The following is a 24,207-nucleotide window of genomic DNA, read 5'->3' on the forward strand; positions in this document are numbered from 1 at the left end:
CTCATTGTGCGCGTTACGCGCAACTGGCCCGGTGACCGGGGAGGATGAGCAGGTGGCACTCGGTGAGCTGACGAGCACGTACGGCACGGTCGTCTGGGACGGCATCGGCACTCTCCGGATCCGGTACGGCGGGACGCTCGTACGGACTCGTCTGGGTGAGCGGATCGTGCCCGTCGAGGCACTGCGCGCCGTTGAGCTCACCGAGGCGGGACTCCGGCTCGTACTTCGTGACGGCGCCGACCCGCTGCAGTCGGTGACGCAGCCGATCGAGCTCTACGACTTCCCGGGCGTCGATCACCAGGTCGCCGAGGGGATCGCCCGTGACATCGGCCAGGCCCTCGTGCGTCGCGACGTACCGCAGACGGCCGCCACCGCGTGGCTGGTCGCGCCGCCACCCGCGCCCGACCGGATCGAGGGGCGGGACGCGACGCTCGCGGTGGCGAACGGGCAGCTCACGTTCAAGTACCACCGGTCCGTGGGCCGTCAGAAGAAGGCATTCGGCGATCCGTGGTCGGTGCCGCTCGGGGACATCGTCGACGTGGCATGGGCGCCGTCGCCCGGCCTCGGCGCGCGTGGGTTCCTCCGGATCAGCACGTCCGCGACCCCCGACGTACGCCCGAAGCCCAAGCACGACCCCGCGGCAATACTCACCCGACGCGCAGCCGAAGCCGACGCACTCTTCTTCGCCGCCCGCCTACTGACCCGAATCCGCCCCTAGGCGACCTGGGGCTTCTTCTGAGGTACGTCGGGTGCGTCGACGACTGCCTTCTCGCCGAGTAGTTCGGTCTGGGGCAGGACCTCGAGGTGGGGGCGCGGGAGCAGCCGCGGACGGATCGCCAGACCGCGCCGGCGGGAGAAGTACAGTACCGAGCCGACCGTGCCGAGCACGGTGAGCCCACCGCCGACGATCAGCGACCAGCGGGCGCCCATCACCTGCCCGATCCAGCCGATGAACGGCGACCCGAGCGGCGTGCCGCCCATCAGGACCGTCATGTACAGCGCCATCACCCGGCCGCGCATCGTCGGCTCGATGCTCAACTGCATCGTCGCGTTCGCCGAGGTGAGCATGGTGAGGGAGGTCAGTCCGACCAGGGGCAGAACGAGCGCGAAGGTCAGGTACGTCGGCATCAGCGCACTCACGATCTCGAGCAGACCGAACGCCACCGCCGCACCGATCACGAGCCGCGCGCGGATCCGGACCCGCCGGGCCGCGAGCAGGGCGCCGGACAGCGAGCCGATCGCCAGGATCGAGCCGAGAATGCCGTACTCCCCCGCGCCCTTGTGGAACGCACTCGTCGCCATCAGCGCCGAGGTCATCTGGAAGTTCAGCCCGAAGGTGCCGGCGAAGAAGACCGCGACCAGGACCATCATCAGGTCGGGCCGCCGCCACAGGTACCGCATGCCGTCGCGGATCATGCCCTTGTCCCGCGCAGCGGGCTTCGGCGTGTGCAGTTCACCGGTGCGCATCAGCCGCAGCGACACGATCACCGCGGCATAGGTGAACCCGTTGATCATGATCACCGGACCGGTGCCGATCCAGTTGATCAGCAGACCGGCCAGCGCCGGACCGAGCAGCCGGGCCGCGTTGAAGGAGGCCGAGTTCAGTCCGACAGCGTTCGAGAGTTCGTCGCGGCCGACCATCTCGACCACGAAGGCCTGCCGGGTCGGGGCGTCGAACGCCGTACCCACACCGAACAGGAGAGCCAGCAGATACACGTGCCACGTCTGCACGACGCCGGCGATCGTCAGACCACCGAGGGTCAGAGCGACGGTGGCCATCGCGATCTGGGTGAGCGTCAGCACGGTCCGCTTCGGAAAGCGGTCGGCGATCAGACCGGCGTACGGGCCGAGCAGGAGCGCCGGCAGGAACTGGAGGCCGGTGACGATGCCGAGCGCCGTACCCGAATGGGTCAGCTCCAGGACCAGCCAGTCCTGGGCGACCCGCTGCATCCAGGTGCCGACGTTGGAGATGATCGCGCCCGAGGCGTAGAGCCGGAAGTTCCGGACCTTGAACGCGCGGAAGGTGGGGCTCATCGAGCCGCCAGTCGTTCGAGAACAGGTGCTGCCTTGCGCAGGATGTCGCGCTCCTCAGGGGTCAGTTGCTTGAGCTTCTTGTGCAGCCACTCGTCGCGGCGCTTGCGGTTCGCCAGGATCAGCTCGTCGGCGCGAGCGGTCAGCTCGACGACGATCTGCCGCTTGTCGGTCGGATGCGGGCGGCGGACCACCAGGCCCGCCTCCTCCATGTTCGTCACGATCCGCGTCATCGACGGCGGCTTCACCTGCTCGTGGGCGGCCAGCTCGCCGATCGTCATCGCCTCGTGCTTGGCCAGCGCGCCGAGCACGCTGAGCTGGTTCGCGGTGAGGTCGTGACCGGGCTCGCGCTGCCGGCGGATCTGCCGGGACAGCCGCAGGGTCGACGACCGCAGAGCACTCGCCAGCCCGACATCACTCTTCACCTGCTGCGCTACGACTTCGGGCATGTCTTTACCTTAACTCATTACCTTTGCTAACTAAAAACGTTGGACCGCCAGCTGGTATTCCCCGCGAGGTGGCGGCCGATAGAGTTCGCGCTCATGGGGACGACGGCGGAGCTGGAGCGGTACGAGCAGAGGTTCCGGCGAGCGGGACTGCCGCTGTTCATCGAGGACTTCTCGCCGACACACGACATCTTCACGCGGGCGGCGCCGTTGCTGGTGCTGGTGTTCCTGGCCGAGATGCTCGGTGCCACGTCGCTCGAATGGGACTGGTGGCAGAACCTGCTGGCCGCGATCGGCGGCCTGGTCGCACTGATCGCCGGGTTCGGCCTGCTCAACGGGCTACGAGGGCGACCGTTCGGATCGTTGCCCACCCGCTTCGGGACTCCGGAGCTGGCGGTGTTCGTCTTGCTGCCGGCGTTGCTCCCGGTAGTCACGCAAGGACAGGTCAAGCAGTTCTTCGGCGTAGCCTTCGGCAACCTCGTGCTGGTCGGACTGGTGTACGTCGTGGTCGGCTACGGCTTCATCGCGACCGTCGTCTGGGGAGTACGCCAACTGGCCCGCGAGCTGGCCAACTCGGTCGCCAGCTTCGTCCGGGCGCTGCCGCTCCTGCTGGTCTTCTCGCTGGTGCTGTTCATGACCGCGGACATGTGGCAGGTGTTCGCGTGGATGCCCGCCGCCTTCATCGTCTTCTCCGTGATCGCCTTCACCTTGCTGAGCACGGTGTTCCTGCTGATCCGGTTGCCGCTCGAGGTGGACGCGATCGAGCGCACCGCCGGCTCCGGCCCGCCGCTGAGCCGCAGCCAGCGCTTCAACGTCAGCGTCAGCCTGGTGATCCGGCAGTGGATGCAGGTGCTCGTGGTGAGCGCCGGCGTCGGGCTGTTCTTCATTGCCTTCGGCATGCTCGCGATCAGCGAGCACATCTATCGGCAGTGGGGCGTCGACGCCGGCTCGTGGTCGTACAACGTCGAACTGCTGAACCATCCGCTCGTCCTCAGCGCCTCCCTGATCAAGGTCGCCGTCGGCATCGCGAACTTCACCGGCCTCTACTACTCGATCGCGTTGCTCACGGACTCGACGTACCGCACGGAATTCCTCGACCACGTCAGCAACGAACTCCGCGAACTCTTCACCGCAAGAGCCGAGTACCTCGAACTCCGCCGTACCGCTCAGCCGTTCCCGCGGGCCTAGGTCAGCCAGGCGGACAGGGGGCCGATGGCGAAGTAGATGACGAACAGGGCCGCGACGACCCACATCAGCGGGTGCACCTGGCGGGCCTTGCCGCGGACGGTCTTGAGGATCACGTACGAGACGAAACCGGCGCCTATACCGGCCGAGATCGAGTACGTGAACGGCATCAGGACGATCGTCAGGAACGCCGGGAACGCGACCTCGAGGTCGTCGAAGTCGATGCCCTTCACCTGCGTCATCATCAGGAAACCGACCAGGATCAGCGCCGGCGTCGCCGCCTCGTACGGGACCAGCGTCACCAGCGGTGCGACCACCATCGAGATCAGGAAGCAGATCCCGGTCACCACACTCGCCAGCCCGGTCCGCGCGCCTTCACCGACGCCCGAGGCCGATTCGATGTACGACGTGTTGCTCGAGACGGACGCGGCGCCACCGGCGGCGGCCGCGACACTGTCCACGATCAGGATGCGCTGCGAGTTCGGCGGGATGCCGTCGGCGTCGTTCAGGCCCGCCTCGGCCCCGATCGCGGTCATCGTGCCCATCGTGTCGAAGAAGTCGGCGAGCATCAGCGTGAAGATCAGCAGCAGCGCCGACACCACACCGACCTTGTCGAACGAGCCGAACAGGTTGAACTCGCCGACCGTGTCCAGGTTCGGTTTCGTGAACCACTGGTCCGGCAGCTTCGGCACGCTCAGACCCCAGCCGCCGGGGTTCTTGTCGGTGCGGGCGCCGATGTTCGCAACCGACTCGATGACGATCGCCAGCACGGTCGCGGCCAGGATGCCGATCAGGATCGCGCCCTTCACCTTCCGGGCGTACAGCGTGACGATCAGGATCAGGCCGACCACGAAGACCAGCACCGGCCAGCCGCGGAGGTTGCCGCTGACACCGAGTTCGACGGGCGGGCCGCTGAGCGCCGCGGGACGCCGTACGAAGCCCGCGTCGACGACGCCGATGAACGCGATGAACAGGCCGATGCCGACGCTGATCGCGACCTTCAGCTGCAGCGGCACCGCCTCGAACACCGCTTTCCGGAAGCCGGTGAGCACCAGGACCAGGATGATCAGGCCCTCGAGGACCACCAGGCCCATCGCGTCCGCCCAGGTCATCTTGGTCGCGATCGAGAACGCGATGAACGCGTTCAGGCCGAGACCGGTGGCGAGTGCGAGCGGGAAGTTCGCGACCAGGCCCATCAGGATCGTGACGACCCCCGCGACCAGCGCCGTCGCGACCGCGATCTTCGCGATCGCCGCCGCCGGGTCGGTGCCGCCGCCGACGAACTGGCCGGCGCCGTCCTTGACGGTGCCGATGATCAGCGGGTTCAGCACGACGATGTAGGCCATCGTGAAGAACGTGACCAGTCCGCCGCGGATCTCCCGGCCGAGCGTGGATCCGCGTTCGCTGATCTTGAAGAACGAGTCCAGAGGACCGGAACCGGAGCGGGCCGTCGCGGCCTGGGGCGAGCTCATGACCGCATCGTGCCAGTTCCTACCGGGCAGTTGCGAGTACTAATCGCAAACGAAGCTAAGGTGGTGCTGTGACGGAGGAGCAGGAGCCGAGCAGGGAGCGCACGGAGCGCACGGACAAGAAGCGCACCGACCCGACCAGCCAACTCGCCCGCGGCGAACTGGTGCACGCCGAGGTCAAGCCGCTCGACCTGTCCGGCATCCCCAGCGTGATCACCGGTATCACCCTCTGGGCCGTCGCGTTCGTCGTACTCTTCCTCTTCCGCGGCCGCCTCGAGGACGACGGCCTCGACTGGTGGCTCTGGGTCCCGGTCGCCGGCTTCGGCCTCGGCCTCATCGGCCTCTGGTACTGCAAACGCCGCTGGACCGCCATCCAGGGCGGCCACCGGTCCGCCACCGAGGACTGACCCCGCGCGTCACCAGTAGGCCGGAGCTCACCGCCCCGGCTTTGCGATCAGTCCTCGGTGGGGGTCAGGTCGAGGGTGTCGTAGCCGGTGGTGTCGAAGGCGTGATCAGGCGTCGGGGGTTCGGCCAGGTCGATGGTGGCGTCGGAGTGGGCGCCGCAGCCGTAGTCGTAGGCGACGACGCGGGCCTCGCCGGGAGCCATTTCGTTGGCGCAGACGCCGAAGGCCTGGCCGAGGCTGTCGGCGAGGCGGATCCAGTAGCCGCACGAGAAACACTTGTACGGGACGGCCTGTGCGATCGCGGACGTCGGACCGAACTCCCCGCCGTACCAGCGCTCGGCGGCGTCTTCACGCCCGTACGGCGAGAGCACGCGCTCACGACCGAGGCCGAGCTCCTCGACGACCGTGAGCACATCCTCCGGTGCGTCCGAGGTCTCGGTGAACCCGGGCTCGAGGCGCGGGTCGTCGGGAAGGGTCGGGAACAGGTCGCCCGGGCGGAGGTCGCCGGGCTGGACACGTTCCGACCACGGGACCCACTCCGGCGCGACGACGGCCTCGTCGCCGGGCAGCATCACGACCTCGTTGATCGTGACGGTCTTGGCGCGGGCCGCACGCGTCACCGTGACAGCCCAGCGCCAGCCGCGGTACCCGGGGTGGGTGGAGGCGAAGTAGTGGGTGACGAGGCGCTCGCCCTCGACCAGATGACCGAGGTGCTCCCCGACCTGCGCGGCGCCGGCCTCGGCGATCGCGGCCTCGCGGGCCGGTTCGACCGCCCCGACGCAGACGGCGTCGGGCTTCGCACGTACCGGTTCCGGGCTTTTGACGGGAGTCACAATCGCCCATTCTCGCACGCCGCCCGCCGTACGCCGAACCGCCGTCACCCACCCCCGATCAGGGGTCCTTTCGCGCCGTGCCTGCCGTCTGTCCCCGGCACGAGGCAGGATGGATTCATGCAACCCCGCGACCCGAGCGCCTCCGGCGGCAAACGCGACGGCGATCCCGCCGCCGGACGGCCGCGCGCGGACGCCGGGCCCGGCACCACACACACCGGCAACGGCAAGCCGAACGCCGGCCCTGGGAAGGCGGACGGGAAGTCTGCGGGCGAGCGGTTCAGCGATGCCCGGGACCGGGTGGGGACTGCCGGCAAGAAGGTGGGCCACGCCTCGAAGATCGGCGCCGAGGGCGTTGCTTCGGCGTCCAAGAAGGCCGCTGAGGTCGGCGGCAAGGTCGGGCGCGCGACCGGCCGCAGGATCCGCGGCCTGACCAGCGCTCAAGGCGCCGGCGAGTCAGGCCTGTCGCGGCTGATCGAGCTAGGTGCGGTGAACGCGGCAGGCGACACGGCGTTCGCGGTCTCCCTGGCAGGGACGGTGTTCTTCACCGTGCCGAGCGACCAGGCCCGCGACCGGGTGGCGCTGTTCCTGCTGCTCACGATGGCGCCGTTCGCGTTGATGGCGCCGCTGATCGGCCCGATCCTCGACCGGTTCCGGCACGGCCGCCGCTGGGCGATCGGCGCGACCCTCGGCGTCCGCGCGTTCCTGGTCTGGAGCCTGGCGTCGTCGATCGCCGGCCACGGCTCCGCCTGGTTGTATCCCGCCGCCCTCGGCTGCCTGGTCGCATCCAAGGCGTACGGCGTGACCCGCGCGTCCGCCGTACCGCGGCTGCTCCCCAAACAGATCACGCTCGTCACGGCCAACTCCCGGATCTCGCTCGCCGGTGTCGCCGGCGCGACCATCGGCGCCGGGATCGCCGGCGCGTTCGCCGCGATCGGCCCGCAGTGGTCGCTGCGCTGGGCCGCGCTCGTGTACATCGTCGGCCTGGTGCTCGCGATCCGGCTGCCCTCCGCGGTCGACTCCCCCGCCGACGAAGAAGTGACCGGTACGGCAGGACGGGACGCGCGCCGCCGCGCGATCACGGCCGCGGTGGCCCGCGGGATCCGCTGCAACCTGGGACTGCGGTTCGTGTCCGGGTTCCTGACCATGTACCTGGCGTTCCTGCTCCGCGACCAGCCGATCAGCGGGATCAAGGGCGCCGTCGCGGCCGGCGCGGTGATCGCCGCGGCCGGGATCGGGAACAGTCTCGGCACCCTCGTCGGATCGTTGCTCAGGGCCCGCAAACCGGAAGTGGTCGTGCTCGTGGTGCTGCTCGCGGACGCGACCGTGGCGGTCGCGGTCGCGGTATTGTACGGCCTGCCGATCCTGATAGCCCTGGGCCTGGTCGCGGGTCTGTGCAGCTCGCTCGGCAAGCTGTCGCTGGACGCGATGATCCAGCGCGACGTCCCGGAGTCCGTCCGTACGTCGGTGTTCGCGCGATCCGAGACGGTGCTGCAGCTCGCGTGGGTGCTCGGCGGCGGCTGCGGGATCGTACTGCCGCTGATCCCGCGACTCGGGTTCGGGTTCCTCGCGGGCGTGCTGCTGATCGTCGTGTTCCTGGTACTGCGGATGCGTCCGACCGACCGCCCGGCCGAAGGGCCGCTGCGCCCCGGCGGCCTCGGCGGGCCCCGCACCGGCCACGCGCCGCATCGGCACCCGACGGAGCACCGGCATCCGGCGAGCGACGAGCGCCCGGAGAGCACCACCCGGACGATCCTCAGCGTCGCCGAGCAGCGGGCGAACCGCCAGCGCCGTTCGAGCTCGCACGACGAGCCGACCGTCGAGTGGCGCTCCGGCGATCAGAAGCCGCCGCCCGACCAACCCATGGGCCGCTGGTGGAGCGGTCAGACCGACGAGGACGAGACCACCGGCGAGAACACGGCTCCCTGGTCCGAGGAACCAACCGTCGAACGCGACCGGAACCACCCCTTCAAACGCCGCCCCGGCGGCGATGCCCCGCGCCACCCACCCCGCTGACGCTGGCCGCATCTGATGGGTTAACCCATGAGATGGCGGGTTGGCCCATCGCATACCAGCTGCAAACCCACCATCTCGGGGGTTGACCCCTGAGATGGTGGGCGGCCGCCGCTCGTTGGCGGGTTCAGGCTGCGGGGACTAAGTCGGCCTCCTCGGGGGCGGGTTCCTCAGCGGGGGCGGTGGCGTGGGTGGTGCCGCGCAGGGTGAGGGTGGTGGCCACCGCGGTGGCGAGCAGGAGGACGGCACCGACCAGGGCGACGACGTTCATGCTGTGGGTGAAGGCGTGGCGGGCGGTGGCCAAGACGGTGTCGGCCAACTGCGCGGGCAGGTGGGCGGCTGCGGCAGTCGCCGCGGGCAGACCCTCGCGGACAGGAGCCGCGACACCGGCCGGCAGATTGGACGGGACGTCGGCGCGGTAGACCGCAGTACCGATCGATCCCAGGACCGCAATCCCGAGGGCCCCGCCGAACTCCGCGCAGGTCTCCATCACCGCGGACGCCGAGCCGGCGCGCTCCGGAGCAACTGAACCGACGACGGCCTCGGTCACCAGAGTCATCACCATCACCAGACCGGCGGCCAGCAGACCGGCACCGGCGAGCGGCACCGCCAGCGACGAGCCGACGTGCACCTGAGTGAGTACGCCGTAGCCCGAAGCCGCGAGGACGAACGCGCCACCAATCACATAGGCACGGTCCATCTTCCCGGCGAGCGCGGTGGCCAACGGCGCCGCGCCACCGACAAGTACCGACGGGGCCAGCGACCACAGCGCCGCCTTCAGCGGGCTCAGACCGTGCACCAACTGCAGGTACTGAGTCAGGAACACCGCGTTGCCCACCAGCGCCAAGGTCCCGATGGTGTTCGCCGCCAGCGACCCGCTGAACGCGCGATTCCGGAACATCGACAGGTCGACCATCGGGTGCGCCGCGGTCCGCTGCCGCTGCACGAACAGCACCCCGAACACCAGCCCCGCCACGATCGCGACCACCGGCAGCGCAGACACACCGTGCGCAGCCATCTCCTTAACGCCCCAGATGACGGGAAGGACGGCGGCCAGCGACAGCACCGAACCGAGCAGGTCGAACCGCCCGCGCACCGGAGCCTTGAACTCGGGCAGCAGCACCGGCGCGAGGACGACCAGCAGAACCATCGCCGGGGTGTTGATCAGGAACACCGAACCCCACCAGAAGTGCTCCAGCAGGAACCCGCCGAGCACCGGACCGAGGGTGATCCCGCCCATCATCACCGCGCTCCAGAACGCGATCGCCTTCGACCGCTGCTTCGGGTCGTGGAACATGTTCCGGATCAACGCCAGGGTCGACGGCATCAAGGTGGCACCGCCGATCCCGAGCAGCGCGCGGGCCGCGATCAGCTGCTCCGGGTTCTGTGCGTACGCCGCCGCGACCGAGGCGACCCCGAAGCCGATCGCGCCGAACAACAGCAGCCGGCGGCGGCCGATCCGGTCGCCGAGGGAACCCATGGTGATCAGCAGGCCGGCCAGCACGAACCCGTAGATGTCGAAGATCCACAGCTGCTCGGTCGCGTTCACGCCGAGGTCCGCGCTGATGAACGGAACCGCGAAGTACAGCACCGACACGTCCATCGAGACCAGCAGCAGCGGCAGCGCGAGCACCCCGAGCGCGATCCACTCCTTGCGTCCCGCCCGTTCTGTCGAACCCATGACACCCTCCGGAGTTATCTGTCTACGCCGCACACTGTGTGCGCCATACACAGATCATACACAAGACTGTCTATGCTGTAAACAGATAGGATTCAAGGAAGGTAAAGAGAGCCTCGCTTCGCTCGGCGGAGGGGAGGGAGAGGATGGCCGGCCATGGACGAGAACGAACTGCCGCGGGTGTTGCAGCAGCTCTGGGGGATCGAGGGGCGGAGCCGCCCGGGGCCGAAGCCGGCCTTCCACATCAGCGACATCGCGCGGGCCGCGATCAAACTGGCCGACGCGGGCGGTCTCGGCGCCGTCTCGATGAGCAAGGTGGCGGCCGAGCTCGGCTTCACCACGATGTCGCTCTACCGGTACGTCGACGCCAAGGACGACCTGTACGTCGTGATGCTCGAACACGCCTTCGCCGAGCCGCCGGTCCTGGACCCTGAGCTCGACTGGCGCGGCCGGATCACCGCGTGGGCCGAGGCGTTCCGCGACGCGCTCCGGCGGCACCCGTGGATTCTGCAGATCCCGATCCAGGAGCCGCCGCTGTCACCGAACCAGCTCGCGTGGATGGAGTCGGGTCTGGACGCGTTCGACGGCACGCCGCTCACGCCGCAGGACCGGCTGTCCGCGATGCTGCTGGTGAACATCTACGTCCGCGGTACGGCGCAACTCACCGCGAACATGCGCACCGAACCGGACGAGGTCCGTGAGGCCGACCGGCTCTACACCGAGCGCCTGACGATGCTCGCGACCCCGGACCGTTTCCCCGGGATCGCGGCCACCCTCGAGCAGCCCGTCGACGAGGGCTACGCCGGCGACTTCGACGCAGCCGAGTTCGGCTTCGGCCTGAACACCGTCCTCGACGGCATCCACACCCGCATCACCCGCCAAACCCCCTGACTTCGCCGCAACCGCATTTGCCTGGTTGACCAGGCACATCGGGGGTTCCTGACCGCTGACCAGGGTCCAGAACCCACCACTTGGTGGGTCAGCCAGGCAAATTGGTGGGTCAGCCAGGCAAATGCGGACCGGGTGGGTGGGTCAGACGTCGAGTTTGTCGGCGACGCCGCGGAGGACGGTCGCGACCTGGCGGGCGGACTTGCTGTCGGGCTGGCGGCCGCGGCGGTAGCCCTCGCCGAGGCGGTCGAGGAGCTTGATCAGGTCCTCGATGACGACCTGCATGTCCTCGGGCTTCGGCCGCATCGCCTTCGCCACCGACGGCGGCGGGTCGATCAGCCGGACCTGGAGGGCCTGCTCGCCCTTGCGTCCCTCGACGACACCGAACTCGACCTTCTGGCCCGGCTTCAGGTTGGTGACACCCGACGGCAAGGCCTCGGCGCGGACGTACACGTCCCCGCCCTCCTCCTTGCTGAGGAATCCGAACCCCTTCTCGGAGTCATACCACTTCACCTTGCCAACGGGCACGGGAGACCTCTCTTTGAAACAAGCGCAGTAGACGTCAATCGTTCGGAACCAATCGAGCGCGAAGCGCGACTGAAAACCCAGCCTACGTGAACCGGCGCGGCGGCGCCTCCGGGAAACTACCTGATCGAGAAGACTTCCCGCACCCCTTACAAGTTCCGGTACTTTTCCGGCTCCGGCAGCCGCTCGTTCATCGATCCGGACCGGAACCCGCGCGGATCCACCCGCGCCGCCGGGAAACCTTCGGCCATGACCGCATTCACCAGCGACTCGTGGTCCACCTGGTCCAGCAGCGCGGCGTCGATCTCGATCGAGGCACTGTCCCCGAGGTCCCGGACCCGCACGTTCTGGACGCCGTACGACGCCAATCGCGAACGGACCGCCTGCTCGGCGCGATCGACGCGGGCGAGCAGGTTCGGGGTGATCCGGATGCCGTACGCGATCCGGCTGGACAGGCACGCCGCGGCCGGCTTGTCCGAGGTCTCGAGTCCCCAGCTGCGCGACGCCGTACGGATCTGCGCCTTGGTCAGCCGCGCGTCCTTCAGCGGGGTCAGCGCACCGCGCTCGAAGGCGGCCCGGATCCCCGGCCGGAAGCCGGCGATCGCGTCGTCCGCGTTCGTCCCGGTCGCGATCGCGGTGATCCCGAACTCGTCCGCGATCGGCTGCAGCGTCTCGACCAGCTCGGCCTTGCAGAAGTAGCACCGGGCGCCCGAGTTCGCCTGGTACCCCTCGCGCTCCATCTCGTGTGTGTGCGGCGTGACGTGGCGGACGCCGAGGGTGTCCGCGAACCGCGCCGCCGGCTCGAGCTCCGCGGCCGGCAGCGAAGGCGACACTGCCGTCGCCGCGACGACGTTCGCCGGGCCGATCGCCCGCGCCGCCGCCGCGAGCAGGAACGCCGAGTCGGCGCCGCCACTGAACGCGACCACCATCTTGTCGTACGTCGACAGCCGCCGCATGAGCGCTTCGAGCCGCTGCTCGAGCACGTACTCGTCGAGCCAGGCCGGGAACTCGGTCAGATCGTTCAGCACGACGTCGGCGCCGTACGCGCGCAACTCGTCCGCGGTGAACGGGCCGGTCGCGACCGACACCGCGAGCGCGCCGGCCGCATGCGCTCCGTCGATGTCAGCAGTGTGGTCGCCGACGTAGATCGTGGCCCGGTGCTCGCGCAGCGCCGTACCTTTCTCGGCGCCGTGCAGGTCGCCGACCGGTTCGTCGACGTCCAGGCCGAGGTGTTCGAGGTGCAGACGGACCGACGGGGTGTATTTCGCCGAGACGACCATCGTCCGCCCGCGCAACGCCCGGATCGCGGCCAGCGACTCGGCCACGCCCGGCAGCGGCAGGCTGCCCGTGATCGCGTGCGACGGGTAGTGCTCGCGGTACCGCGCGACCATCGCCTCGACCTGCTCGGGCGGGAACCAGTTCGCCATCTCCCAGGTCAGCGGCGGCCCGAGCCGGCTCACCACCAGGTCGGTGTCGATCGGCACGCCGGTCTCCGCGGCCAGCAGGTCCCAGACGGCCTGGATCCCGGGCCGGGAGTCGATCAGCGTCATGTCCAGGTCGAACCCGACCACCAGCTCCGGGACGTCGGCGGTATCGGGAGTGGGCTGGATCGCGGCGGTTGACACGTCCCCAACCCTAACAAGCGCCTGACGGTCCGCATCCCGAAACGTCGCTTAAGTCCACTAAATCAGTTGGATTATGGGACATAACAACCGACCCGAGGGAGCACGCATGACCACGCAACTCGAAGCGCCGGAGATCACTGTCACCAAGGCCGGCGGGGCGATCGGCGCCGTGATCGGCAACGTCCAGCTCGGCGGCGACCTGGCGCCGGAGACCGTCGCCGCGATCCGGCAGGCCCTGCTCGACCACAAGGTGATCTTCTTCCGCGACCAGCACCACCTCGACGACGCCGGCCAGCTCGCCTTCGCGAAGTTGCTCGGTACGCCGACACTCGCGCACCCGACCTCGAAGAGCCTCGACGGCGCCGCGAACGTCCTGCCGATCGACTCGGACTACAGCAAGGCGAACAGCTGGCACACCGACGTCACGTTCGTCGACCGGATCCCCGCGATCAGTCTGCTCCGTGCTGTCACGCTCCCGGCGTACGGCGGGAACACCACCTGGGCCAACACGGTCACGGCGTACGCGAAGCTGCCGCAGTCGCTGCAGGCGCTCGTCGATCGCCTGTGGGCGGTGCACAGCAACAAGTACGACTACGCCGGGCATGCCGACGAGCGGCGTATCGGCGGTGTGGACGTGAAGGTCGAGGAGCACCGCAAACAGTTCGAGTCGAAGGTGTTCGAGACCGAGCACCCGGTGGTCCGCGTCCATCCCGAGACGGGCGAGCGCGCGCTCGTGCTCGGTCATTTCGTACGCCGGTTCGTCGGACTGAGCAGCACCGAGACGACCGCGCTGTTCCAGCTCCTGCAGAACCGGGTCACGAACCTCGACAACACCGTCCGCTGGCAGTGGCAGCCGGGCGACCTGGCGATCTGGGACAACCGCGCGACGCAGCACTACGGCGTCGCCGACTACGACGACCTCCCCCGCCGGCTGCACCGGATCACGCTCGCCGGCGACGTACCCGTCAGCGTGGACGGCGTCCGCAGTACGCCGCGGACGGGCGACGCCTCGCACTTCTCCGCACTTGACAACTGAAGACAAGATGTCCGAGCACTTGACATTCGGAGGAGCTTTGTAAACCCTCATCCGCATGGACTCGTTTGCCGATCGAACCAAGCGCCGGCTGCGTGACGAGTTGCTGGACGCTGCGCAGGACGCCATCGAAACAGGTGGGTACGACGGGCTTCGGATGGCCGAGGTGGCTCGTCGTACCGGGGTGTCCCGGCAGACCGTCTACAACGAGTTCGGCGGCAAGTGGGGCGTACTGGAGGCCGTCGCTGCACGCGAGACCGAACGGTTCCTGCTGGATGTGAACGCGGCGCTCGCCGAGCAGTCCGATCCGATCGACGGTCTCCGGGCCGCCGTCGAGCGGGCGCTCACGCTCGCCGGGGCGAACCCGCTGATCAAGGCGGCGCTGAGCCAGCCGGGATCCGACCAAGCCAGCCAGCTGCTGACAACACGGGGGCAGCAGGTGCTGGAGCTGGCACAGCTACGGCTGGATGCCCATGTCAGGGAGCACTGGCCGGAGGTGCCGGCGGAGGACGCGACCAACTGCGTCGACGTCGCCTTGCGCGTCGTCATCAGCCACATCGTCACCCCGGGCCCTCCCCCGGCGGTGGTGGCGGCGCAGTTGGCTCGCGTCCTCTCGCCCTTCTTAGCCGAGTCACGGAGGTTGCACGTATGAACGAGCTGCACAGACAGGGCTTCACCTCGCTCCGGGCCGGTGGGCTGAACTGGGACGCGTTGCCGCTGCGGCTGTTCGACAAGGGCAACCGCAAGTTCTGGAACCCGCGCGACATCGACTTCAGCCAGGACGCCAAGGACTGGCAGGAGCTGGGCGACAACGACAAGGACAATGCGTTGATGCTCTGCTCGCAGTTCATCGCGGGCGAGGAGGCGGTGACCGAGGACCTGCAGCCGTTCCTGCGGGCGATGGCCGCCGAGGGGCGCTTCGGCGACGAGATGTACCTGACCCAGTTCTGCTTCGAGGAGGCCAAGCACACCGCGGTCTTCCGGCTCTGGCTGGACGCCGTCGGCGTCACCGAGGACCTGCACCGGTACGTCGAGAACAACCCGGGCTACCGCGCGATCTTCTACGAGGCGCTGCCCGTCGCGCTCAAGTCGCTCGCCGACGACCCGTCACCGGCCAACCAGGTCCGCGCGTCGGTGACCTACAACCACGTGGTGGAAGGAACTCTGGCCCTCACCGGGTACCACGCGTGGAACCTGCTCTGTACGGCGCGCGGCGTCCTGCCCGGGATGCAGGAGCTGATCCGCCGGATCGGCGACGATGAGCGCCGGCACATGGCGTGGGGCACCTTCACCTGCCGCCGGCACGTCGCCGGGGACGCGTCGAACTGGAAGGTCGTCACCGACACGATGGAGGAGCTCCTCCCGCACGCGCTGACCCAGATCCAGTGGGCGATGGACAACTCCCCCGAGCTCCCGCCGGAGATCAACCCGACCGCGTTGATGACGTACGCCGGCGATCGGGCCACCCGCCGGCTCGGCGCGATCGAGTCGGCCGTCGGCGCGGACGTCGCCGGGATCGACCTCGACTACTCCCCCGAGAAGCTCGAGGACGACTTCGGCGACGAAGACTCAGCCGCGCTGGCGGCGGTTCGCTAGCAGAACAACGAGCGCTGCCGTCGCCAGTACTGCGGGAAGCCAGGTGACCATCGTCGTACCGAGATGGTCGGCGACCTGGCCGCCGGTGAAGGCGCCTAGTGCGATCGATCCGTTGTAAATGCCCACCAGCACGGCGGACGATGATTCGGGGGCACTGGGCGCCGCCGCGTGTCCCCACGCCTGGGTGCTGACACTAGTTCCGCCGTACGCGAGGCCCCAGATCACCAATAGGACAAGGGATCCGGCGAGGGTGGCGCCGAGGACGGGCATGGCCAGCGCTGTCAGGGCGATGCCTCCGGCGATGACGGTGAGAGCGCGGGTCGGGCGGAGGGCACCGGTGAGGAAGTTGCCGATGACACCGGCCACGCCGTACGCGAGGAGCAGCGTGCCGATCAGCGCCGGGCCGGTGTGCGGCTCGAGGAGCGGGCGAACGTAGGTGTACGCCGCGAAGTGGCCGGTCACGATCAGCGCGACGAGGACCAGCCCTACGCGCACCTGCTTGATCTGCAGCACTTCCCGTACGTCGGCCAGCCGGACTGCACGCTCCGGGGGTAGGGTGGGCAGGAAGGTGCTGAGAGCAACAGTTAGTCCGAGGGCGAGCAGTCCGACGCCGGCGAAGGCCCAGCGCCAACCGACGAGTTCACCGACGTACGCCCCGGCCGGAATCCCTAGCACGGAGGCGATTCCGATGCCGCTGAAGATGAGTGAGGTGGCCGGTCCGGCGGCGTGTTCGGGTACGACGCGGCGCGCGAGGCTGACCGTGAAGAGCCAGACGCCGCCGATCGAGATGCCCATCAGGACGCGGGCTGCGAGGAAGATCGGGTAGACCGGGGCTGTTGCGGCGATGAACGCGGCGACGGCGAGCAGGACCATCAGACCGCTGAGGACTGTTCTGCGGTCGAGCTTGCCGAGCAGCAACGGGAGGACAGGTGAGGCGACTGCCGACACGATGCCTGTGACGGTGAGGCTCAGGCCGGCGGTGCCTTCGGTGATGTGGAGAGTGTCGCTCATCGGGGTGAGCAGGCCGACCGGGAGCATCTCGGCGGTGACCACGGTGAAGACCGTGGCGGCCATGGTCACGGACGCGGCCCAGGCCCGCGCGTCGGTGGCCGACTGGTCGACGCAGATCGTTGTCATATCACCAGTGAGCCGTCGCAAGGTGGTGCGGAACAACGGCGATCTGGTCATGCTTGTATTAGCTGAGCTAATCGATGATCGTGGAGTCATGGCTGTCGAGATCCGCGAACTGGAGTGTTTCCTGGTGTTGTCCGAGGAACTGCACTTCGGGCGTACCGCGGAACGGCTCTACCTCTCGCAGAGCCGGGTCAGCCAAATGCTGCAGTCGCTGGAGCGGCGGATCGGCGGGCCGTTGTTCGAGCGGACGAGCCGTCGGGTCGCGCTGACGCCGTTGGGCAAGGAGTTCCTGACGTCATTGCGGCCGGCGTACGCCGCTCTGGAGCGGGTGGTCGAGAACGCCCACGAGTACGCGGCCTGCGTGAAGGGCAAGCTGCGGATCGGGTTCCAGGGGTCCGCGAACGACGACATGCTCCGGGCGGTGTCGGCGTTCCAGGCGCGTAATCCGAACTGCCTGATCGACGTCTGCGAGCTCCCGCTGAACGATCCGTTCGGGGCGCTCCGTCGCGGCACCGTCGACGCGGCCGTCGTACTGCTGCCGGTCGCCGAAGACGATCTGGTCGTGGGTCCGGTCTTCTCGCGCCACCCGCAAACCCTCGCGGTGTGCAAGCGGCACCGGCTCGCCGACCGGGCCTCGATCGACGCCGAGGACCTGGCCGGCGAGACCCTGATCGCCTTCTCCGGCCCGGCGCCCGGCTACTGGCGCCAGGCCCAGGCGCCCACCCAGACACCCAGCGGCGCGCTCATCCACCGTGGCCCCGACGTCGCCACCTTGCAGGAAGGCCTGTCGCTGATCGCCGCCAACCGCGGCGCGATGCTCGTCTGCCAACCCACCGCCGCCCTCAACGGCCGGGCCGGCATCGTCACGGTCCCCCTGACCGGCCTCCCCGACTCCGCCCTCGCCCTCGTCTGGCGCCGCGGCGAACAGACCCCCTCCGTCAAGGCCTTCGCCGAACACCTGAAGACCTAACGACAGGAGGTGTCGGTCGGCTGGGTAGTGCACCTGAGCGGGAATCCGGTTGTGCGTACGGTGTCTCGCCGGTGCACTACCTGTCCTTGCGTACCTCGGTGTCGGCTGCGGTGACCAGGCGGCCGTCGGCGGCGTGTACTTCGAGTGGTCGCAGGGGCTGCTGATCGCGGCGGTCCAAGAGTTGTGAGTGCGGCTCGCCGGCCTCGAAGGCGAAGGCCTCACCCCACTGGCGCAAGGCCACGATCACCGGGAAGAGCGCCTCACCCTTGGCGGTCAGGACGTACTCGTGGCGGGCGCCGGCCGGGACGGTCTCGAGAATGCCGTTGTCGACCAGAGATCGCAGGCGTGCGCTGAGGATGTTCTTCGCGACACCGAGGCTGCGCTGGAAGTCACCGAACCGGCGGCTGCCGTCGAACGCGTCGCGCACGATCAGCAGCGACCACCAGTCGCCGACCACATCCACCGACCGCGCCACCGGGCAGCTCTCACCGTCGAACCTGGTCCGCTTGACCATCCCGCACCTCCTGGTTGCAACATGCTACCAACTCCTCTTACGGTGGCAACATGCAACCAAAACTCCTGGCCGTGGCAGCCGGCGTCGCGGTCGCGACCGTGTACTTCGCCCAGCCGCTCCTCGTCACGATGGGAAGCGACCTCGGCATCGCGCCCGGGACGGTCGGCGTCGTCGTCACCGTGACGCAAGTCGGCTACGGCCTCGGTCTGTTCTTCCTCGTACCGCTGGGCGATCTGCTCGACCGTCGGCGACTCGTCCAGGTCCAGTTCCTGCTGCTGGCGGTTGCGCTGCTCACCACTGCTCTCGCCAGGAACGCCGCGATGTTGATGATCGGACTCGGCGCGGTCGGCGCACTCGCCGTCGTCGCGCAGTCCCTGGTCGTGCTCGGCGCCGCGCTGAGCGATCCGGCCGAGCGCGGCCGGACGGTCGGCACCATCACCACCGGCATCGTGCTCGGCATCCTCCTGGCCCGCACCGCGTCCGGTGTCCTCACGGACCTCCTTGGCTGGCGAGCCGTCTACCTGATCGCATGCGCCGCCTCCCTTGCAATCACAATGTTCTTCGTCCGGTCTGCCCCACAGCCCAGGGTTCGGTTGACGTACGGCGAACTACTGCGGTCGACCGTTGATCTCTGGCGCGAGCGACTGTTCCGCGAGAGCGCGATCCGCGCATTCTTCATCTTCGCGTCGTTCTCCACGCTCTGGAGCTCGATCGCCCTGCCGCTGTCCGAGCGTTCGTTGTCCCACACCGAGATCGGTGCGTTCGGCCTGATCGGCGCGGCGGGCGCACTCGCAGCCGGCCCGGCGGGGCGGCTTGCGGATCGCGGCTACGGGCGAGTCGTGACAACAGCCGCCTCGGTGCTGTTGGCAACGAGTTGGGCGGTCACGGCCTGGACGCCGAGATCCCTGGTGGCGTTGGCGATCGGCACGATCCTGCTCGACCTCACCGTACAGGCCGTGCACGTCACCAACCAGAGCCGGATCTACCCGCTCCGGCCGGAGGCGGGCGGCCGGATCATCGGCGGCTACATGATCTTCTACTCACTCGGCAGCGGCACCGGCGCGATCGCGTCCACCATGCTCTACGAACACGCCGGCTGGACCGGCGTCTGCCTCCTCGGCACAGCCTTCGGACTGGGCTCGGTCCTGACAACGCTCAGCCGAGCACCGCGAGGGGTCACAGGCCCAGGAGTTCGACGGACTTCTCGCGCATCTCGACCTTGCGGATCTTGCCGGTGACGGTCATCGGGAAGTCGTCGACGAGCAGGACGTAGCGCGGGATCTTGAAGTGCGCGAGTTTCCCGGTGGCGAAGGTCCTGATCGCTTCCGCGTCGAGCGGATCCGCGCCGGGCTTGAGTTTGATCCAGGCGCAGAGTTCCTCGCCGTACTTCTCGTCGGGGACGCCAATGACCTGGACGTCGGCGATCGACGGGTGCGTGTAGAGGAACTCCTCGATCTCCCGCGGGTACACGTTCTCGCCGCCACGGATGACCATGTCCTTGATCCGGCCGACGATGTTCACGTACCCGTCCTCGCGCATCGTCGCGAGATCCCCGGTGTGCATCCAGCGCGCCTCGTCGATCGCCTCGGCGGTCTTGTCCGGCTCGTCCCAGTACCCGAGCATCACGGAGTACCCGCGGGTGCACAGCTCGCCGGGCTCACCGCGTTCGACAACCAGCCCGGTGGCCGGGTCGACGAGCTTCACCTCGACGTGCGGCATCACGCGGCCGACGGTCGACGTACGGCGGTCCAGGTCGTCGTCCCGCCTCGTCTGCGTGGACACCGGCGACGTCTCGGTCATGCCGTAGCAGATCGCGACCTCGGCCATGTGCATGTCCGCGACGCAGCGCTTCATCACCTCGATCGGGCACGGCGATCCGGCCATCACACCGGTCCGCAACGACGTCAGGTCGTAGTCCGCGAAGTCCGGCAGGCCGAGTTCGGCGATGAACATCGTCGGTACGCCGTACAGCCCGGTGCATCGTTCGTCCTGGACGGCTTTGAGCGTCGCGGCCGGGTCGAACGCCGGCCCCGGGATCACCATGCACGCGCCGTGCGTGGTGCAGCCGAGGTTGCCCATCACCATGCCGAAGCAGTGGTAGAACGGCACCGGGATACACAGGCGATCCTCGGCGGTGAACGCGATCGTCTCGGTGACGAAGAAGCCGTTGTTCAGGATGTTGTGGTGGCTGAGGGTCGCACCCTTCGGGAATCCCGTCGTACCGCTGGTGTACTGGATGTTGATCGGATCGTCGAAGGACAGCTCCGCCTCGCGGGCGTGCAGCTCGTCGACGGGGATCCGCGAAGCGTCGTCGCGCAGGGCGTCCCAGTCGCCGGTGCCGAGGTAGATCGTCTCCTCGAGGGCGGCGAGGTCAGGCTTCACTTCCTCGACCATCGACCGGTAGTCGCTTGTTTTGAAGGCGGTTGCGCTGATCAGCAGCCGGACGCCGGACTGGTTCAGCGCGTAGGCGAGCTCGTGCGTGCGGTACGCCGGGTTGATGTTCACCAGGATCGCGCCCATCAGCGCGGTGGCGTACTGCGTGATGGTCCACTCGGCCTGGTTCGGGGCCCAGATGCCGACCCGATCACCCTTCGCGATCCCGCGGGCCATCAGGCCGCGCGCGACCAGTTCGACCTCGGCGCCGAACTCGTCGTACGTCCAGCGCCGTCCGGTCTGCACCTCCACGAGCGCCTCACGGTCGCCGTACGTGCTGATCGTGCGTCTCAGGTTCGCGCCGATCGTCTCACCCAGCAACGGAACCTCGGACACCCCGGACGCATACGACGGCAGGCTCATGCTTGCCATATTCACGCCGCCCAGATACCTCCGCAAGTCCGCCGGGCCAGCTAACTAAGTTCTGAAAAGCGGGCATATGCCTGATAAAGTGGGCATAGGAGGTGGTGCAGATGCAGTTCCCTGAGCCGATGTCGAGCGTCGTTCCTGGGTTACACGGCCGGGTTCTCGGCGTCCTCGCGCGAACCGACCGGCCGTTGACCGGTCGCGCGGTAGCCGGGTTACTGAGGGCACCGGCCAGCCCGAGCGGCGTCCAGAAGGTGCTGGATGATCTGGTGAGCAACGGCGTCGTGCTTGCAGAGCCGGCCGGCCGGGCACGCCTCTACACCCTCAACCGGGATCACGTGGCATACCAAGCGATCGATCAACTCGCACGGCTGCGGGAGTTGCTGCTCGAACGCATCAAGGTAGAGGCCAAGACGTGGGCCGTACCGGCGAAGGCGATCTGGCTCTTCGACTCGACCGCGCGCGGACAGGGTGGGTCGGACAGCGATCTCGACCTCCTGATCGTCAGGTCTGACGACGTCGACGATTCGGATCCTCGCTGGCTCGAGCAGGTCGAAACCCTGTCCGCACACGCAACCCTCTGGTCCGGCAACTCGTGCGAGGTCGTCGAATACAGCGCCCAGGAGGTGCAGGACCTGATCAGCCACGGCGAGCGCCTGGTGACCGAGCTGCGGAGGGACGCCGTACCTATTGCCGGCAGCACACCCCGCCAAGTCCTCAACCGGAAGGCCGGCTAGTGCCCGCACTCGACGACGCCCGGGCACACCTGGCGAAGGCCAGGGAGTTTCTGGAGGCCGCCGAGCTGAACAACGATCTCCAGCTCTACAACGCCGCAGCATCGAACGCCGTCACCTCCGGCATCAACTCCAAGGACGCGATCTGTCTTGCGCTGACCGGCCAGGCTCGCAAGTCCGACAACCACGCGGAGGCGGTTGTGGAGTTGAAGAGGGCTGGGGCAGCGGGCCGAGACAGCAGTACGACGCTGTCCCGGTTGCTGAAGCTGAAGTCGAAGTCGCAGTACCAGGCGAGCTCGGTGTCGGCGGCCGACGCGGCGAAGAGCATCGACTGGGCGGCTCGTCGATGCTGCAGTGTGAGATGCCCAGGTGACTTGCGGGTGATGCCAGACTGGCGGTTATGGACACAGGGGTGAGTGTTGTCGGGTCAGGGCAGGTCAGTGGTACGCCGGATATTCTGCGTGTCACGTTCGGCGTCGAGCAGGTCGCTCCGGATGTCGCGGCCGCTGTGGCGACGGTCGGCGAGCGTACGGACGCGGTGATTGCGGCGCTGCGGGCGCAGGGGGTCGAGGAGTCGCAGCTGGGCACGAGTTCGGTGAACGTGTTCCAGGAGTACCGGGAGCCCGGCTCGGACGCGGCGTACCGGGCGTCGCACACGGTCCTGGTGGAGACGAAGGACCTGACCGGCTTCGGCGCGCTGCTGAACGCCGCCGTGGATGCTGTCGGCAACAGTCTCGCGCTGCACGGGCTGCAGTTCGACATCGAGGACAAGTCCGAGCTGCTGGTCCAGGCCCGGGAGCTGGCGTTCCAGCAGGCCAAGACGAAGGCCGCGCACCTGGCCGGCCTGGCCGGGTTCTCCCTCGGCTCGGTGACCGCGATCTCCGAGAACCACGGCCACGCGCCACTCGGGCTGGAGAGCCGGCGGCTGTCGGCGTCCAAGGCGTACGACTCGGCCATCAACATCGTGCCCGACGACCAGAACGTCGTGGTCTCTCTCCAGGTGCACTTCGCCTGGGCGTAACGCGCGTCTCAAATCGAGCACAGGGCTTGCGTTGTCGGCGGCGTCGTACAGACTGCTCTCATGTATGCACCGGCGCCGCTGCGGCGGCAACTGAGTCGGTCCGGGCTGTTACTGCTCGGACCGGCGTTCGTCGCCGCCGTGGCGTACGTCGATCCGGGCAACTTCGCCACCAACATCGCCGCCGGCGCGACGTACGGCTACCTGCTGTGCTGGGTGGTCGTCGGCGCCAACCTGATGGCCGTCCTGGTGCAGTATCTGGCCGCCAAGGCCAGCATCGCGACCGGCCGGACCCTGCCCCAGCTGTGCCGTGACCACTTCCGCCGATCGACCTCGACCGGGCTGTGGGCGCAGGCCGAGGTGGTGGCGATCGCGACCGACCTGGCCGAGGTCGTCGGTGGCGCGATCGCACTGAATCTGCTGTTCGGCGTCCCGCTGCTGATCGGCGGCGTGATCACCGGCATCGTCTCGTTCGGGCTGCTCATCTACCAGTCGAAGCGCGGCCAACGACCGTTCGAGGCCGCAATCATCGGCCTGCTCGCCGTCGTACTGATCGGGTTCGTCGTCTCCACGGCGAAATCGGAACCATCGGCGAGCGGCGTGGTCGGCGGCCTCGTGCCGCGGCTGGACGGCACCGATTCACTCGTGCTCGCGGCCGGAATGCTCGGCGCGACCGTGATGCCGCACGCGATCTGGCTGCACGGTGCACTGGTCACCGACCGGCACTGGAAGACCATCCGCTCCGAGCTCGGCAAATCGCGCGTCCTGCGGGCCACCCGGGTCGACGTTGCGGTCGCGATGGCGCTCGCCGGAGCGGTCAACCTGGCGATGGTCGTGCTGGCCGCGGCCGCGCTGAAGGGCAGCGGCGCCGATTCCCTCGACGCCGCGCACCTCGCGATCGGCGAGCGGCTCGGCCAGCTACCGGCCCTGCTGTTCGCACTCGCGCTCCTGGCCAGCGGCTTCGCGTCCTCCTCGGTCGGGACGTACGCCGGTTCGGTGATCCTGGACGGCTTCTGGAAACGCCACGTCCCACTCCCGGTCCGGCGGCTGATCACCCTGATCCCCGCCCTGCTGATCCTTGCGATCGGCATCGACCCGAGCCGCGCGCTGGTGGTTTCCCAGGTCGTGCTGAGCTTCGGCATCCCCTGCGCACTGTGGCCGCTGGTGAGATTGACCGCTTCCCGGCGCGTCATGGGCGACCTCGTCAACCGGAAGGCGACTACTCTCGCCGCATGCCTGGTAGCCACCGCCGTCACGGCCCTCAACGTCGTACTGATCGTGCTGACCGTGCGGGGATGACGTGACCCGGGTGTAC

24 protein-coding genes are annotated in these 24,207 nt (G+C 68.5%); 14 read left to right on the top strand and 10 right to left on the bottom strand.

Features of this window, described 5'->3' with window-relative positions; genetic code table 11:
• Window positions 1-52 precede the first annotated feature (52 nt).
• A complete protein-coding gene (locus EV137_RS28460; protein ID WP_134131442.1) occupies window positions 53-718 on the top strand; it encodes a DUF4429 domain-containing protein in 666 nt (221 codons plus the stop codon).
• Here the strand turns inward: EV137_RS28460 and EV137_RS28465 are convergent.
• Together EV137_RS28465 and EV137_RS28470 are read right to left on the bottom strand one after the other, a co-directional pair.
• Entirely contained in the window at window positions 715-2,034 is a 1,320-nt protein-coding gene (locus tag EV137_RS28465) for an MFS transporter (RefSeq protein WP_134008973.1), read from the bottom strand. The genes EV137_RS28460 and EV137_RS28465 overlap by 4 nt on opposite strands.
• Entirely contained in the window at window positions 2,031-2,480 is a 450-nt protein-coding gene (locus EV137_RS28470; protein ID WP_134131443.1) for a MarR family winged helix-turn-helix transcriptional regulator, read from the bottom strand. The genes EV137_RS28465 and EV137_RS28470 overlap by 4 nt, the downstream gene beginning before the upstream one ends.
• Window positions 2,481-2,573: 93 nt before the next feature.
• Between EV137_RS28470 and EV137_RS28475 the strand changes: the two genes are divergently transcribed.
• Window positions 2,574-3,665, top strand: coding sequence for a hypothetical protein (locus EV137_RS28475; protein WP_134131444.1), 1,092 nt, complete (start codon window positions 2,574-2,576; stop codon window positions 3,663-3,665).
• Here the strand turns inward: EV137_RS28475 and EV137_RS28480 are convergent.
• The gene (locus tag EV137_RS28480) at window positions 3,662-5,134 is read right to left on the bottom strand and encodes an NCS2 family permease (protein ID WP_134131445.1); all 1,473 of its coding nucleotides are present in this window, start codon (window positions 5,132-5,134) and stop codon (window positions 3,662-3,664) included. The two genes, EV137_RS28475 and EV137_RS28480, sit on opposite strands and share 4 nt — an antisense overlap.
• Before the next feature lie 68 nt (window positions 5,135-5,202).
• Here EV137_RS28480 and EV137_RS28485 point away from each other — a divergent pair, with 68 nt between their 5' ends.
• Window positions 5,203-5,538: a DUF2530 domain-containing protein gene (locus tag EV137_RS28485; RefSeq protein WP_134131446.1), complete on the top strand. Its 336-nt coding sequence runs from the start codon at window positions 5,203-5,205 to the stop codon at window positions 5,536-5,538.
• Between the two features lie 47 nt (window positions 5,539-5,585).
• On the opposite strand, the gene EV137_RS28490 is transcribed toward EV137_RS28485, so the two are convergent.
• On the bottom strand, window positions 5,586-6,368 hold the full coding sequence (locus EV137_RS28490; protein WP_134131447.1) for a DUF3027 domain-containing protein: 783 nt from the start codon (window positions 6,366-6,368) through the stop codon (window positions 5,586-5,588).
• Window positions 6,369-6,485: 117 nt separating this feature from the next.
• Here EV137_RS28490 and EV137_RS28495 point away from each other — a divergent pair, with 117 nt between their 5' ends.
• The gene (locus tag EV137_RS28495) at window positions 6,486-8,381 is read left to right on the top strand and encodes an MFS transporter (protein WP_134131448.1); all 1,896 of its coding nucleotides are present in this window, start codon (window positions 6,486-6,488) and stop codon (window positions 8,379-8,381) included.
• A 124-nt stretch (window positions 8,382-8,505) separates the two neighbouring features.
• On the opposite strand, the gene EV137_RS28500 is transcribed toward EV137_RS28495, so the two are convergent.
• Entirely contained in the window at window positions 8,506-10,059 is a 1,554-nt protein-coding gene (locus EV137_RS28500; RefSeq protein WP_134131449.1) for an MFS transporter, read from the bottom strand.
• Between the two features lie 153 nt (window positions 10,060-10,212).
• On the opposite strand from EV137_RS28500, the gene EV137_RS28505 reads away from it, so the two are divergent.
• Window positions 10,213-10,947: a TetR/AcrR family transcriptional regulator gene (locus EV137_RS28505; protein ID WP_134008959.1), complete on the top strand. Its 735-nt coding sequence runs from the start codon at window positions 10,213-10,215 to the stop codon at window positions 10,945-10,947.
• A 141-nt stretch (window positions 10,948-11,088) separates the two neighbouring features.
• On the opposite strand, the gene EV137_RS28510 is transcribed toward EV137_RS28505, so the two are convergent.
• Complete coding sequence (locus tag EV137_RS28510; protein ID WP_130384459.1) at window positions 11,089-11,472, bottom strand: cold-shock protein; 384 nt, start codon at window positions 11,470-11,472, stop codon at window positions 11,089-11,091.
• A gap of 146 nt (window positions 11,473-11,618) precedes the next feature.
• Window positions 11,619-13,094 carry an ATP-dependent sacrificial sulfur transferase LarE gene (larE, locus tag EV137_RS28515; protein WP_202871184.1) on the bottom strand — a complete coding sequence of 492 codons (1,476 nt, stop codon included), beginning with the start codon at window positions 13,092-13,094 and terminating at the stop codon, window positions 11,619-11,621.
• A gap of 106 nt (window positions 13,095-13,200) precedes the next feature.
• Here larE and EV137_RS28520 point away from each other — a divergent pair, with 106 nt between their 5' ends.
• The 3 genes from EV137_RS28520 to EV137_RS28530 are packed head-to-tail and all read left to right on the top strand — an operon-like array spanning window position 13,201 to window position 15,723.
• Entirely contained in the window at window positions 13,201-14,130 is a 930-nt protein-coding gene (locus EV137_RS28520; protein ID WP_134131450.1) for a TauD/TfdA dioxygenase family protein, read from the top strand.
• A 55-nt stretch (window positions 14,131-14,185) separates the two neighbouring features.
• On the top strand, window positions 14,186-14,779 hold the full coding sequence (locus EV137_RS28525) for a TetR/AcrR family transcriptional regulator (protein WP_134131451.1): 594 nt from the start codon (window positions 14,186-14,188) through the stop codon (window positions 14,777-14,779).
• Window positions 14,776-15,723, top strand: coding sequence for a R2-like ligand-binding oxidase (locus tag EV137_RS28530; protein WP_134008953.1), 948 nt, complete (start codon window positions 14,776-14,778; stop codon window positions 15,721-15,723). Before EV137_RS28525 ends, EV137_RS28530 begins: the two co-directional genes overlap by 4 nt.
• Here EV137_RS28530 and EV137_RS28535 read toward each other — a convergent pair.
• Complete coding sequence (locus EV137_RS28535; RefSeq protein WP_134131452.1) at window positions 15,697-16,860, bottom strand: MFS transporter; 1,164 nt, start codon at window positions 16,858-16,860, stop codon at window positions 15,697-15,699. The genes EV137_RS28530 and EV137_RS28535 overlap by 27 nt on opposite strands.
• 88 nt (window positions 16,861-16,948) lie before the next feature.
• Between EV137_RS28535 and EV137_RS28540 the strand changes: the two genes are divergently transcribed.
• Window positions 16,949-17,827: a LysR family transcriptional regulator gene (locus tag EV137_RS28540; RefSeq protein WP_202871185.1), complete on the top strand. Its 879-nt coding sequence runs from the start codon at window positions 16,949-16,951 to the stop codon at window positions 17,825-17,827.
• 76 nt (window positions 17,828-17,903) lie between these two features.
• On the opposite strand, the gene EV137_RS28545 is transcribed toward EV137_RS28540, so the two are convergent.
• Entirely contained in the window at window positions 17,904-18,341 is a 438-nt protein-coding gene (locus EV137_RS28545) for a winged helix-turn-helix transcriptional regulator (protein ID WP_134131453.1), read from the bottom strand.
• Window positions 18,342-18,391: 50 nt separating this feature from the next.
• Here EV137_RS28545 and EV137_RS28550 point away from each other — a divergent pair, with 50 nt between their 5' ends.
• The gene (locus tag EV137_RS28550; RefSeq protein ID WP_134131454.1) at window positions 18,392-19,579 is read left to right on the top strand and encodes an MFS transporter; all 1,188 of its coding nucleotides are present in this window, start codon (window positions 18,392-18,394) and stop codon (window positions 19,577-19,579) included.
• Here the strand turns inward: EV137_RS28550 and EV137_RS28555 are convergent.
• Window positions 19,518-21,137, bottom strand: a complete 1,620-nt coding sequence (locus tag EV137_RS28555) for an AMP-binding protein (RefSeq protein ID WP_238175609.1) — start codon at window positions 21,135-21,137, stop codon at window positions 19,518-19,520. The two genes, EV137_RS28550 and EV137_RS28555, sit on opposite strands and share 62 nt — an antisense overlap.
• Before the next feature lie 110 nt (window positions 21,138-21,247).
• Between EV137_RS28555 and EV137_RS28560 the strand changes: the two genes are divergently transcribed.
• Genes EV137_RS28560 through EV137_RS28575 form a run of 4 tightly spaced genes read left to right on the top strand, consistent with a single transcriptional unit; the run spans window position 21,248 to window position 24,191 of the window.
• Window positions 21,248-21,877, top strand: coding sequence for a nucleotidyltransferase domain-containing protein (locus EV137_RS28560; protein WP_134131456.1), 630 nt, complete (start codon window positions 21,248-21,250; stop codon window positions 21,875-21,877).
• Entirely contained in the window at window positions 21,877-22,290 is a 414-nt protein-coding gene (locus EV137_RS28565) for a HEPN domain-containing protein (protein WP_202871186.1), read from the top strand. Before EV137_RS28560 ends, EV137_RS28565 begins: the two co-directional genes overlap by 1 nt.
• Window positions 22,275-22,895: an SIMPL domain-containing protein gene (locus EV137_RS28570; protein WP_134131457.1), complete on the top strand. Its 621-nt coding sequence runs from the start codon at window positions 22,275-22,277 to the stop codon at window positions 22,893-22,895. The genes EV137_RS28565 and EV137_RS28570 overlap by 16 nt, the downstream gene beginning before the upstream one ends.
• A gap of 60 nt (window positions 22,896-22,955) precedes the next feature.
• The gene (locus EV137_RS28575) at window positions 22,956-24,191 is read left to right on the top strand and encodes an Nramp family divalent metal transporter (protein ID WP_134131458.1); all 1,236 of its coding nucleotides are present in this window, start codon (window positions 22,956-22,958) and stop codon (window positions 24,189-24,191) included.
• Window positions 24,192-24,207: the final 16 nt, after the last annotated feature.

Origin of the sequence: Kribbella pratensis (genome assembly GCF_004366075.1) — a bacterium.
Taxonomy (GTDB): Bacteria; Actinomycetota; Actinomycetes; order Propionibacteriales; family Kribbellaceae; genus Kribbella; species Kribbella pratensis.